The following is a 12262-nucleotide window of genomic DNA, read 5'->3' as shown; positions in this document are numbered from 1 at the left end:
AAATGATACAGAAATCAAAAATAGAGATAAAAGGATTAAACTTCTATTATCAACAAAAGCAGGTTATTAAAGAACTGAACCTGGAGATACCTAAAAATCGGATTATGGCTGTTTTTGGTCCGGCCAACAGTGGTATAACAACACTGCTCCGCACATTAAACCGTCTGAGCGACTTGACTGTGGGTGCCCGTCAGGAGGGTGAGATACTTTTAGATGGGAAAAATATCTTTGACCCGGATGTTAATGTGACAGAACTGCGCCGCAGGGTAGGGATGGTTTTTGATGTACCAACACCTCTTCCTATGTCCATCTTTGATAATGTGGCATTGGGCCCCCGTATGGGTGGAATAAAAACCAAGTCGGCTGTGGCAGAGGAAGTAGAAAAGGCTCTGCGGATATCTGCCCTTTGGGATGACGTCAAAGATAGGCTGGATACTCCTGCGGCCAGGTTATCCGGTGGTCAGCAGCAGCGCTTGTGTATTGCCAGGGTTTTGGCTCTTGAGCCGGAGGTTATTTTGCTGGACAGACCCTGTTCAGCTCTTGACCCAATATCAACGGCCAAAATTGAGGAATCCTTAATACAGCTTAAGGAGCAATACACCATTATCATTGCACCGCATACCGTTCAGCAGGCTGGGCGCATTGCTGACCGGGTTGCATTCATGCTAATGGGAGATTTAATAGAGCAAGGTTATACCCAAGAGGTTTTTTCATTCCCAAAGGATAATCGAACCAACGATTACCTTACCGGAAGATTTGGTTGAAATTCCGAATATTTTATATGTTTTTGTAAAAGGAGATGAGCATTTTGGTTAGAGAACGTTTTACACAGAAGATACTTGACGTTAAGCAAAAGGTATTAAAAATGGGAGCCCTGGTTGAGAATATTATTGATACGGCAGTGACTGCTTTAAAGACACAAGATCTTCAACTTGCAAGGATTGTTTTGAAGAAAGATGATGAAATAGATCAGTTGGAACTTGAAATTGAACAGGAATGTATGATGCTTCTTGCCCTTCAGCAGCCTCTCGCCAAGGATTTAAGGACAATTGCATCGGTTCTGAAAATCATAACAGATCTTGAAAGAATGGGAGACAATGCAGTAAACATTGCAGAGGTAATACTTGAGATTGGCGAAGAACCCATTATGAATTCCCTGAAAGATATTCCAAGTATGGCAGATATTGCTCAGAAAATGTTAAAAATGAGTCTTGATGCCTTTGTAAATGAGGATATTGCCCTTGCAGAAAAGGCAGCGGAGAGGGACGAAGATGTTGACAGGCTCTATGAAACCGTTATAAATGATATCCTTAACATTATCACAGAAAAAAGAGAACTTACAAAACAAGGCACTAAACTTCTGTTCTTAGGCCGGTATCTTGAGAGAATCGCCGACCATTCTACAAATATATGTGAAAGAACCATATACATGATTACAGGTGAGTTAAAGGAAATCAATTAGAGGCATGCCTCTGATTGATTTCCTTTCAGACAGCTCTGAGAAACTAAAGCGAAAAAGTATATGCTAAAAAAGCCCATGTAAAGGCAGTCCGTCATAAAACAGTATAAAAAACTATATTGTTTATGGACTGCTGCCATGTAAAATGTCTAAAACGAGCGGATTGTTCAAAGTGGACGAGCCGTGAATGTTGATCTTTTACCTGTAAAAGAACAAGCGGAAACAACGAAATAGTACAATACAGCGAGCAGAAAGTATTGTGAATATGAGAATAGACTCCTTGTACTAGTTTTCGTATAAGTTAGCTATATCTTGTATTCTGCGCTTCATTTCTGTGCGGATATGTAACGGCTCTAAACACTGGCATTTGTCTCCAAAACTGAAAAGAATATTGTAATAGTATTCGTTCTCTATGAAAGGAAAACTAACAATGTAATGCTCATTACCGTCTGGAGAAAAGTGTTCATAGGTGCAATAATCAAGTACCCTGTCCATGACAGATTTATGAATACGAATTTTAATTTTTGTTTGCATAGTTGCCAAAATATCAGTAAAATCTAACTGCGGTTTTTGATAATCTCGCGGCGTAAAAAATTCCTCTTGTATTTGCAGGTTTGATATGCGGGAGAGTTTGAATAAGCGAAAATCATTTCTTTTATGGCAATACCCTTGCCAATACCAATCACTACTTTTCAATACAAGCTGATACGGCTCGGCTGTTCGTTCAGTTTTATTTCCATAGCGGTCTGCATATTCAAAGGTCAGCAGCTTGCTTTCCTGTAAAGCTGTTTTGATAATTTCTAAATATGGTTGTATGTTCCTGTTGCCCATCCACGGACTTAAATCTATATATATTTGATTTGCTTTTAATTCAATGTCTTTCGCTCTGTCGGCGGGGATAAAACTCTTGACTTTCGCAAGAGCGTTTACCAGTTCATCACCTCGTATCATGTTGGAAAGGCTGGAAAGCCCCATCAAGATAGCGGAAATATCGGCAGTCGAAAAAACTTTTCTGTCAATCTTGTATTTCTGCATGATTTCAAAGCCGCCGCCCACTCCCGATGCCCCGCGGACAGGAATACCAGCCATGTTGATCGTGTCTATGTCGCGGTAGATTGTGCGGGGGGAAACTTCAAACATATCTGCTAACTCCTGTGCGCCTATACGCTCTTTACCAAGGAGTATCATAATAATGCTCACAAGCCTGTCAACTTTCATTTGATAGCCGCCTTTCAAAATTTCTTCTTATCATCATAGATTGTTGCCATACTGTTGTCAACAATTACATGGTACAATAAAAAGGCAAACAAATCAATCTACCTATCAGGAGGAGACACTATGCAGAAAAAAGCTTTAGTAATAATCGATATTCAAAATGACATAACAAAGAATTATAAGAATATTATTGACAATATCAATAAAGCGATTGATTGGGCAGTCAAAAATAATATTCACGTTATTTATATAAGGCATGAAAATTTATCGGTCGGTACGAGGACTCTTAAACCTAATACATATGGGTCTGAATTAGCCTCAGACTTGAAAATAGTATCAAAAAATGTTTTTACAAAATACAAAGGCAACGCATTAACCAGTGAAGAATTTACAGACTTTATTAGTAAAAATGAAATATGTGATTTCTACATAGCAGGAGCAGATGCTGTTGCCTGTGTTAAATCAACCTGTTACAACTTATGCAAAGCAAATTATGGCGTTAATGTCCTATCAGATTGCATTACCAGTTATGATAAAAGGAAAATTGACGAAATGCTGCGTTATTATGAAAGTAAAGGCAGTAAAATCATTCGTTTAAATGACTTGTTACCGAATCACATCTTTGAAGCACAGAAACATTACTGAACTCAGTCGATGAAGAAGGCCGTCTGACATTGGATTAGCTCTCAACGGCGGACTATAATACTTCGGGCCGCTAAAGCATAGCGGCTCCGGTTGTCTTGTTCATTTTTGATTTATTGCTTTTTATTCACAAAGGCTTGACTTTGCTTAGCTGGCCTGGTTAGTGGTAAGCCATAAATGCTCTTAAAAGTGACATGCTTGAATTATTCGATATCTCGAAATATAATATAAGCATATCTGTAAAAAGACGGTGCTTACATGGTATTTTTAACAGTGAAAGAGGCCGGGGGAAAATGGCTTATTCCAGCCAATATAGAAAAACCTAAAGATGGACGGACAAAGGAGCAAAATAATGAATAGGATGTTACTTCTTGAAGATGATTTAAGCCTGATTGATGGGCTTTCCTGTTTGCTAAAAAGACAGGGTTTTGAATTGGATATTGCTCGAACCGTTAGAGAAGCCAATACCATTTGGACAGACGGTAAATACGATTTATTGATCCTGGATGTGTCTCTGCCGGACGGTTCCGGGTTTGAAGTATGTCAAAAAGTGCGTCAGGTATCCAAAGTGCCGATTATCTTTTTAACTGCGTCAGATGAAGAAATAAGTATCGTTTCAGGACTTAATATCGGGGGTGACGATTATATAACCAAACCCTTTAAATTAGGTGTTCTCATATCGAGAATTAACGCGTTGCTTCGGAGAGCAAAGAACTTTGGAACGACAGATACAGAGATAATATCCAATGGAATAAAAGTTTTGCTGCTGCAAGGACAAGTGTATAAAGACAACCGGCTTTTGGATTTGACAAAAGCCGAGTATCGGCTGCTTTGCCTGCTTATGCAAAATCCCAATATCATATTATCCAAAGAAAAAATTCTGGATAAGCTATGGGACGGTGAGGGCAGCTATGTGGACGATAATACATTAGCGGTATATATTCGCAGGCTAAGAATGAAGATAGAAAACAATCCGGGTGAACCGCAAATGCTGCTGACCGTCAGGGGTATGGGGTACAAATGGAATATATTGAATTGAGGTGGGCAGGTGAAGATTTTTACCAATACGGATATTAGAAATTTTTTTATTGCAATATCGTGTATATTGGGCGGTTTTATCCTTTTATTTCAGTTACTAATATGGCTGTTTTACGGCACATGGAACCTTGTCATACTGTTGCTGTCTTTGTTCGCTGCATTGTGTATTTTAGGCGTTTGCTTTCTTTATTTTCGTAAGCAAAATCAGATTATGGAAGAAGCCATATCTAAAATCAATTTATTCCTTTCAGGGAATACGGATATCCGAATTGATTGCGATAAGGAAGGCAGTCTGTATAAGCTTTTCCATGCAGTCAACACATTGGCTACAGTACTCAATGCTCATACAGTAAAAGAACAGAAACTAAAAGAGTTTTTGAAAGGTAATATTTCTGATATTTCTCATCAGCTAAAAACACCCCTTGCCGCTCTCACGATTTACAACAGTCTGTTACAAGATGAAACAGAAGATATTGCCGCGGTAAAGGAATTTGCAGTAAAATCAGAGAAAGAGATTGAGCGGATTGAAATGCTTGTTCAAAGCCTCTTGAAAATCACGAAGCTGGACGCAGGGGCTATTATTATAAAAAAAGCACCTGAAAGTGTAGAAAATATGATAAATGATATCTATCAGCATTTTGAATTTCGTGCCAAAGGGGAAAAGAAAATTATTACCTTGTCAGGGCCAGATGACACCCGGCTTTTTTGTGACAGAGATTGGATCATAGAAGCTATTAGTAACATTGTAAAAAATGCACTCGACCATACGAACGCAGGAAGTCAGATTACAATTGAGTGGAAAAAACTCCCGTCTGTCACACAGATAACCATAAAGGATAATGGAAGCGGCATACACCCTGAAGATATACACCATATTTTTAAGCGGTTTTACCGCAGCCGCTTTTCAAAGGATACGCAAGGAATTGGCCTTGGACTGCCTCTTGCAAAAACAATCGTGGAAGCACATGACGGTACCATCACAGTGGACAGTGTATTAGGTAAAGGAAGCATATTTGTTATGAATTTTCTTAACCTTACTAAGATGTAAGCGGAAATTCATGTGGGAGTAAGGTGCAGATGTTAGCGTATCCTTAGGCAGTTATAAAAACGTAATGAATCGTAACTGCCTGGAAAGGTGTAATAAGATATGGATTTATTAGAAGTGAGAACAATTAGCAAAACCTATGGTACAGGTGAAGCTGCGGTCAATGCACTAAAGAATGTGAGCTTTTCGATTCCTAAAGGAGAATTTGCTGCCATTATAGGGGAATCCGGCTCCGGAAAAAGCACATTGCTTAACATGATCGGTGCACTGGACACTCCTGCTTCCGGCAAGGTGTTAATTGACGGCAATGATATATTCAGCATGAAAGATGAAAAGCTTACTATCTTTCGCCGCAGAAACATTGGTTTTGTTTTTCAGGCGTTTAATCTGATACCGGAACTTAATGTGGAGCAGAACATTACATTTCCCGTTCTGCTGGACTATAAAAAGCCGGATCAGGCTTATGTAGAGGAAATTCTAGCTGTGTTGTCCTTGAAGGACAGGCGGAATCACCTGCCACGGCAGTTATCCGGCGGTCAGCAGCAGAGGGTAGCCATAGGACGTGCTTTGATTACCCGTCCTATGCTGATTCTTGCAGATGAACCGACCGGAAATCTGGACAGCCAAAACAGCAGTGAGGTTATATCGCTTTTAAAAACAGCGTCTAAACGCTATCAGCAGACAATTATCATGATTACTCATAACCGGAGCATTGCTTCTGCGGCTGACCGTGTGCTGCAAGTGTCGGACGGTGTTCTCACAGATCTAGGGGGATATACCCAATGAACAGCTATCTTGGTCTTGTTTCAGAATATGCAAAAGTACATAAAAAGAAAAATAGGCTGACTGTAATATGTATTGCCATATCCGTCATGCTGGTAACAGCTATTTTCGGTATGGCCGATATGAGCCTGAAATCCCAAATTAATGAATCGATACGCCGGTATGGTAACTGGCACGCTATTGTTTCAGATATTTCAGACGATACAGCAGCCTCCATAGACAGTCGCGGTGATATCAATGTATCCGGTTTTTTGGGTATGGCTGATGCGATAACATATCAGGGAAAGGAACTTATTGTTCAGAGCAGCAGCGAAGAGCTTGCGAAACAAATGAATTTGGTTGTTTCTGATGGACGTTATCCTGAATCGGAGCAAGAAGCCTTGCTTGACAGTCAGGGTCTTGAACAGTTTGGTCTTTCCATTGGTGACACAATTGAAATTGATTTTTCTGACGGAAAGGCAAGGCAGTATAAAATCACTGGAATCTACGGTGATTTCTCTAGCCTGCAAGGTACGGACGCTCACGGTTTACAGCTGTCAACTGCTGGAATGCGTACGCTTCCGTCTGAACTATATCAAGAGTATGATTACATTCAATTCAAAAACGGTGTAAATATCAATCAGGCGCTTTCGGAAATCAAAGCGGAATATGGTCTGACTGATAAACAGGTTTCCACAAATGCCATGCTACTTGGCCTAATGGGACAGAGCAATGACACCACTGTGTTAGAAGTTTATCTTACAGCTGCAATTTTATTTATTCTTGTGACAATGACAGGTACATTCATGATTGCCAGCAGCTTTAGCATGAGCATTTTGGAAAGGACACAATTTTTCGGATTGCTGCGCTGTCTTGGAGCAACCAAAAAGCAAATCAAACGATATATCCGACTTGAGGGACTTCAGTATTGTATAAAAGGAATACCTATCGGATTATTGGCCGGATGTGTTATATTGTGGACAGCACTCTTTTTTTTAAACAGGCTGAACTCGGAATATCTTCCTGAAATGCCAATGTTCCAGATCAGCTGGATTGGTATGGCTTCGGGAATTATAATGGGCTTCCTGGTTGTTTTGCTTGCTTCAAAATCTCCCACAAAAAAAGCCGCCAGGGTATCTCCTCAAGCTGCTGTAACGGGCAATATCAATAAAACCAATAATTTGCAAATAAACAGAGCGTCAAACACAAGAATGCTTCACGTAGATACCGCAATGGGTGTTCGCCACGCTTTTTCCAATAAAAAGAGCATGGTGTTGATTGCGGGTTCTTTTGCAATCAGCATAGTCCTGTTCTTGTGCTTTTCAATCTTAATTACCTTTATGAACCATGCGTTAAATCCGTTGAAGCCTTATGCGCCTGATTTATCCATCGAGGGAACCCAGGATACCGTTCTGCTTAAACGTTCACTCAAAGAAGAAATAAATGCACTTCCTCATATAGAGAATATCTATGGACGTATGTTTTACACAGACATTCCTGCAAGCGACAAACGGGATACCAATACGGCCACACTGGTTTCCTATGACGAGCCTCAATTTGCGTGGGCAGAAGATTCGCTTATTACCGGCAGTATTGAAAATGTTAAAAACGGAAACGGTGTATTGGTTGATTACGGGTATTCACAGGAATTTAATTGGCAGATTGGCGATACGATTACGCTGAACATGAACGGAAAGCTGCATGAGGTACAGGTTGCCGGTATTGTTTCCGATGTTCCCCTTGATTCAGCTAATGGCGAGTGGATTATTCTTTGCTCAGAAAACACATTTACAGCCTTAACCGGGGTAGATTGTTATAAAATTATTGATATACAGGTTAAGCAGGACATTTCCGGTCAGGTCAGAAGTCTGATTACACCGGAAATGAAACTGCTGGATTTTCAGCAACATAACAGCGAGGTACGCACAAGTTATCTCGCAATGGCAGTATTTGTATATGGATTTTTGATGGTCATTGCACTCGTTGCCTTAATCAATATTATCAACACGGTAAACGCAAGTGTTTCCAGTCGTATTGGCAACTATGGCATGATGCGTGCAGTGGGCATGTCAGGTAAACAGCTTAAAAAAATGGTAACGGCTGAGGCTGCTGCTTACGCTATATCCGGCAGCCTGACGGGAGGAATTTTAGGACTAATTTTACACCGTTTCTTCTTCGGAATGTTGATAACATCCAATTGGGGAGAGCTTTGGCAGCCGCCGCTTGTGGTTTTGACTGCTGTCATTTTAGCCGCGATCCTAACAACCTTTATCGCGGTGATTTCACCAACTAAGAAGATCGAAAAAATGAGCATTGTTAATATTATGAATGCAGGATAACAGTAAAGTGTATTTAGGCAGCCGGAACACGGAAATAAAAAAACGTTGTTTCGGCGGTGGTATAGCTATGCCTTTTAAAGAACAGCCATGCCAAACAACGGTGGCATTGGGAGATGCTGATGATGTTTATAATTAGGTTATTGACATATGCCAAAAACAGAGTATAATTATTATATAAATGGCATATGCCATTTATATAATTGACTTGGAAAGGCGGTAACTATATGCCAAGACCTCACAAATGCAGGCGGGTATGCTGTATGCCTCAGAGCAAGGTTTTCGGTCCGCTGGATACTCCGGAATTAAGTGAACAGGCAATCAGCATGGCTATTGATGAATTTGAGGCAATCAGACTTATCGATCTGGAAGGGCTGACACAGGAAGAATGCGCCGGGCGGATGGGGGTTGCCAGAACAACGGCACAGGCAATCTATAACAGTGCCCGTGTCAAATTAGCGGAGTGTCTTGTGACGGGAAAGAAGCTGTACCTGGAAGGCGGTAATTATGTCCTTTGCAATGACCGCACATCTCATTGCGGCTGCAGACATTGCCATAGGGAACAGCATCCGGAAAGAACGGCTGCGGGAGAGAAGGACATTCAGTCCCATACCTGTGATGAACAATCAGAATGAGACTTCCGGACACGAGTCAGTTTGAACAATGGAGTGAATAGATTACAGGAGGGTTATAATCATGATCATTGCAGTACCTTATGAGAACAAACAGGTGTTTCAACATTTTGGGAAAACGGAAACCTTCAAAATTTATGAAGTAAGTGATGGCAGAATTACCGCTGCAGAAATCCTTTCTGCAGATGGCCGCGGACATGGTGAACTCATTGACATTCTTAAAAAGCGAAAGGTTTCCGTGCTGATCTGCGGGGGCATTGGCAGCGGCGCCCAAAATTTGTTGATCGAAAATGGCATACAATTCTTTGGCGGAGTAATTGGTGAGGCGGATAAGGCTGTAGAGGATTATCTACAGGAAAAGCTGAATTACGATTCCAATGTTACATGTGGTCATCACCATGAGGAGGGTCATATTTGTGAGGGACACGACCATGGCTGTGAGCCTCACTGAATCAATGACAAACAGGAGTATGGGAACGAATATGAATAATAAACTGGAGAATCCAAACAGACTTGCGGAACTGACCCCAAAGGACACACTCAGACGAATCGGCCTCAAAGACGGAGATACTTTCTGTGATGTTGGAGCCGGTACGGGAATATTTACATTCGCTGCTGCTGAAATAACAAATAATAAAATATATGCAGTGGAGATTTCCAACGAAATGCTGGAGGTATTGCGGGTAAGAACAGAAGAAAAGAAGCTTGAAAATGTCATGATCATAAACGGCATTCAAGCAATGCCGGAATCATCCTGCAGTGTTATTTTGCTTTGTACCGTTTTACATGAAGTGCCTGATGTGCAGAAAATGGTAAATGAAATAAAGAGGATAATCACCAAAGGCGGAGTGTTGTCTGTTATAGAGTTTCATAAACGGCAAACGCCCATGGGGCCTTCAGTTGAGCATCGCTTGGATCGTATACAGCTGGCGGAAGACCTTCGTAACTATGGATTACATCAGTTACAGCATTTTGAGCTGGGAGAGAATTTTTACTGTTCTGTTTTCAGATGCATGGATTAATGATATTTTTGTAAGGTTGGGTTCAAAAATTCATTGCCTTTTTATGCAGAACCAAACACAAGAGACTATGTTTTCTTTAATGAGAAATATAGTCTTTTTTATTGCTGTTTAAGAGATATCGTGATAAATGGCAAATGGAATGGCTGGGATCAACGTGCTCTGTCTCCTTTGTCTGCAGTCTGAAGCTGGTAAACAAATGTTTTACTGGCTTTTTTTGTTCATCCCAGGCATTCATATGTTTATTTAACAAAAACCTGCGTGCTTTTTTTATATTATTTTTGCATCAGACGCCATAGGGTTGTGCGGCTGATGCCCAAACGTTTGGCTGCTGAGGTGTGGTTGCCCCCGGTTTCATTGACCACCCGGATAGCGATGTCCTGACTGATCTCTGTAAGCGTACGGTTTAAATCCAGAGGAGTGGCGGCATTTTCTTTCTGGGAGGAGAAAGCACCAACGTGCCGTTCCTTAAGCAGTACCTGACGGACATTTTCGGCGGTGATGATTTGGCCTGTACCCGTTACCGCAAGTTCCCCAATTACCCGGCGGAATTGGGTGTAATTATGGGGCCAGTTGTAACTTTGCAGCAGAGACAGCGCTTCCGGGTCTGCACCCAGAATCTGCCGGGGCATGTTGACGTTCATGTGGCTCAGACATAGATTCATCAAAGTGGGAATCTGATGAGAGAGCTGGCGCAACGGGGGTAAGTACAAGGAAAGACAGGAAAGTTTTTCCCGGAAAAGGGCACCTACTTTGGATATATATTCACCGTTCTGACAAACACAGGAAATCATTACCCTGTTTCGCCGGCACACATCCATCTCTGTCAGAACAGCGATTAGCTGGTACTGCCGTTCCAGAGATAATACATCCACATTTGAAAAGTATAGGGTGCTGTCCTCGTCTGCCAATGGGGAGTTGTGATGCTCCATAAGAAACACCCAGCTGCGGTCGTTCAGCAGGCTGCAGTTGATGGATACTAAGGGGTTATTCCGCAGCGGGCCCCTGATGTAAAGCATGCTGACGACAGATTCCTTACCTGTGCCATCCTCGCCTGTGAAGATGACAGGGGCGGTACTTTGGCCTATTTGGTCAATTTCCTGCTGAAAGCCCTGGAGATTTCCCGCAAAGCTGAAAATGCTGTTGTAATAAGCTGCCTCTGCCTCTGCCCGGCCGGAGAAACTGATTCCCATCTGGTTTGAGGATACGGTCAATTTTCTTTCATCGAAGAAAAAAGCGGTATATCTCAAAGTACCGCTGGCAATTTGCCGGACACGAATGGAGTAGCGCATGCCTCTCAGAGAACGGCTGATCCGCTGATCCCCCTCCTGCTGTCCTTGGGATAGTTCCTGGCGCAGCAATTCCAATAATTCAGGCTTTGGATCTTCCAGCGTGGACAGAAACAGATTTCCCTGACTGTCAAAGACAATCGTCTGCCCGATCTGCCCTCGGATAAGCTCCCGAAAAAACAAGTTTTCATCCCGCAGGTATTGTTGGCTTTCGCACAGCAGCAATACCTGGTTATAGGCATTTCGGATGCTGTCCATTCCGGAGGTGATAAGGAAAGAATTGATTCCCAGCCGCTGTGCCGTGGTGTTAACAATCACGTCGCAGAGAATGGTCTCACACTGTTTCTCCTGAAGGCTGCGCAGAGTCGGCTCCACTGCCTCAATAGAATCCACTGTATGGATATCAATGTCGCATTCCAGCAAGTCGCATAAGGGCAGCACATGGTTTCGGATATCAGCGAAAGAAATCATGGTAATCTTTTTTTTCAGTCCGTTGGCCAATTTGATGGCACAGAGAATATCATACATAGAAATTTCGATCTCAATAACCGGAATGGTTAGCTGCCGCCGCAGCATCTGCGCCGTTGCACCACGGGAAATTACCACATCGTAATCTCCATGAAAGTTATTCTGGGCGATAATAAGGCCCTGCTCCATATCACCAACATAGACTGTCAAATCAATCTGGGGATATTCTTTCGCCAGATTGAGCATCTGAATTTTCATTCCCTCATAGGGCGCAATGCCCAAAACACGAATATAGTTTTTCATAAACACCTCCATATTGCGTTTCATATTTGAACATATTATACCAAATGCACAAAA

The 12262-nt window shown here is 41.8% G+C and carries 12 protein-coding genes; 10 read left to right on the top strand and 2 right to left on the bottom strand.

From position 1 onward, the window contains the following. Window positions 1-2 precede the first annotated feature (2 nt). Both K401_RS0129425 and phoU read left to right on the top strand, forming a co-directional pair. Window positions 3-764, top strand: coding sequence for a phosphate ABC transporter ATP-binding protein (locus tag K401_RS0129425; protein ID WP_027352260.1), 762 nt, complete (start codon window positions 3-5; stop codon window positions 762-764). A 44-nt stretch (window positions 765-808) separates the two neighbouring features. After that, entirely contained in the window at window positions 809-1462 is a 654-nt protein-coding gene (phoU, locus tag K401_RS0129420; RefSeq protein ID WP_024296308.1) for a phosphate signaling complex protein PhoU, read from the top strand. A 282-nt stretch (window positions 1463-1744) separates the two neighbouring features. Here phoU and K401_RS0129415 read toward each other — a convergent pair whose 3' ends face one another. After that, window positions 1745-2677, bottom strand: coding sequence for a helix-turn-helix transcriptional regulator (locus tag K401_RS0129415; RefSeq protein WP_024296307.1), 933 nt, complete (start codon window positions 2675-2677; stop codon window positions 1745-1747). 120 nt (window positions 2678-2797) lie between these two features. On the opposite strand from K401_RS0129415, the gene K401_RS0129410 reads away from it, so the two are divergent. From K401_RS0129410 to K401_RS0129365, 8 genes are all read left to right on the top strand, one after another. After that, window positions 2798-3319, top strand: a complete 522-nt coding sequence (locus K401_RS0129410) for a cysteine hydrolase family protein (protein WP_024296306.1) — start codon at window positions 2798-2800, stop codon at window positions 3317-3319. Window positions 3320-3668: 349 nt separating this feature from the next. Next, window positions 3669-4355 (top strand): response regulator transcription factor, encoded by a 687-nt coding sequence (locus K401_RS0129400; protein WP_024296305.1) that lies wholly within the window; start codon window positions 3669-3671, stop codon window positions 4353-4355. Between the two features lie 9 nt (window positions 4356-4364). Continuing rightward, window positions 4365-5402 carry a sensor histidine kinase gene (locus K401_RS0129395; RefSeq protein WP_024296304.1) on the top strand — a complete coding sequence of 346 codons (1038 nt, stop codon included), beginning with the start codon at window positions 4365-4367 and terminating at the stop codon, window positions 5400-5402. A gap of 99 nt (window positions 5403-5501) precedes the next feature. Then, complete coding sequence (locus K401_RS0129390) at window positions 5502-6185, top strand: ABC transporter ATP-binding protein (protein WP_024296303.1); 684 nt, start codon at window positions 5502-5504, stop codon at window positions 6183-6185. Beyond that, window positions 6182-8500, top strand: coding sequence for an FtsX-like permease family protein (locus K401_RS0129385; RefSeq protein ID WP_024296302.1), 2319 nt, complete (start codon window positions 6182-6184; stop codon window positions 8498-8500). Before K401_RS0129390 ends, K401_RS0129385 begins: the two co-directional genes overlap by 4 nt. A gap of 224 nt (window positions 8501-8724) precedes the next feature. Beyond that, window positions 8725-9132 (top strand): DUF134 domain-containing protein, encoded by a 408-nt coding sequence (locus K401_RS0129375; protein WP_024296301.1) that lies wholly within the window; start codon window positions 8725-8727, stop codon window positions 9130-9132. 61 nt (window positions 9133-9193) lie between these two features. Next, a complete protein-coding gene (locus tag K401_RS0129370) occupies window positions 9194-9580 on the top strand; it encodes a NifB/NifX family molybdenum-iron cluster-binding protein (RefSeq protein ID WP_024296300.1) in 387 nt (128 codons plus the stop codon). Window positions 9581-9611: 31 nt separating this feature from the next. Next, entirely contained in the window at window positions 9612-10151 is a 540-nt protein-coding gene (locus K401_RS0129365) for a class I SAM-dependent methyltransferase (protein ID WP_027352261.1), read from the top strand. 272 nt (window positions 10152-10423) lie between these two features. Here K401_RS0129365 and K401_RS0129355 read toward each other — a convergent pair whose 3' ends face one another. Further along, the gene (locus tag K401_RS0129355) at window positions 10424-12208 is read right to left on the bottom strand and encodes a sigma-54-dependent transcriptional regulator (RefSeq protein WP_024296298.1); all 1785 of its coding nucleotides are present in this window, start codon (window positions 12206-12208) and stop codon (window positions 10424-10426) included. Window positions 12209-12262: the final 54 nt, after the last annotated feature.

The organism is Lacrimispora indolis DSM 755, assembly GCF_000526995.1.
Lineage (GTDB): Bacteria > Bacillota > Clostridia > Lachnospirales > Lachnospiraceae > Lacrimispora > Lacrimispora indolis.
Note: the sequence above shows the minus strand (reverse complement) of the source record. Positions and strands in the feature narration are given on the sequence as shown.

Bases quoted from the DNA above. Each gene is read 5' to 3' on its own strand.
- K401_RS0129375 (WP_024296301.1), top strand. From the start codon at position 8,725: ATGCCAAGACCTCACAAATGCAGGCGGGTATGCTGTATGCCTCAGAGC.
- K401_RS0129425 (WP_027352260.1), top strand. From the start codon at position 3: ATGATACAGAAATCAAAAATAGAGATAAAAGGATTAAACTTCTATTAT.
- K401_RS0129385 (WP_024296302.1), top strand. From the start codon at position 6,182: ATGAACAGCTATCTTGGTCTTGTTTCAGAATATGCAAAAGTACATAAA.
- K401_RS0129355 (WP_024296298.1), bottom strand. From the start codon at position 12,208: ATGAAAAACTATATTCGTGTTTTGGGCATTGCGCCCTATGAGGGAATG.
- K401_RS0129370 (WP_024296300.1), top strand. From the start codon at position 9,194: ATGATCATTGCAGTACCTTATGAGAACAAACAGGTGTTTCAACATTTT.
- K401_RS0129415 (WP_024296307.1), bottom strand. From the start codon at position 2,677: ATGAAAGTTGACAGGCTTGTGAGCATTATTATGATACTCCTTGGTAAA.
- K401_RS0129365 (WP_027352261.1), top strand. From the start codon at position 9,612: ATGAATAATAAACTGGAGAATCCAAACAGACTTGCGGAACTGACCCCA.
- K401_RS0129400 (WP_024296305.1), top strand. From the start codon at position 3,669: ATGAATAGGATGTTACTTCTTGAAGATGATTTAAGCCTGATTGATGGG.
- K401_RS0129390 (WP_024296303.1), top strand. From the start codon at position 5,502: ATGGATTTATTAGAAGTGAGAACAATTAGCAAAACCTATGGTACAGGT.
- K401_RS0129410 (WP_024296306.1), top strand. From the start codon at position 2,798: ATGCAGAAAAAAGCTTTAGTAATAATCGATATTCAAAATGACATAACA.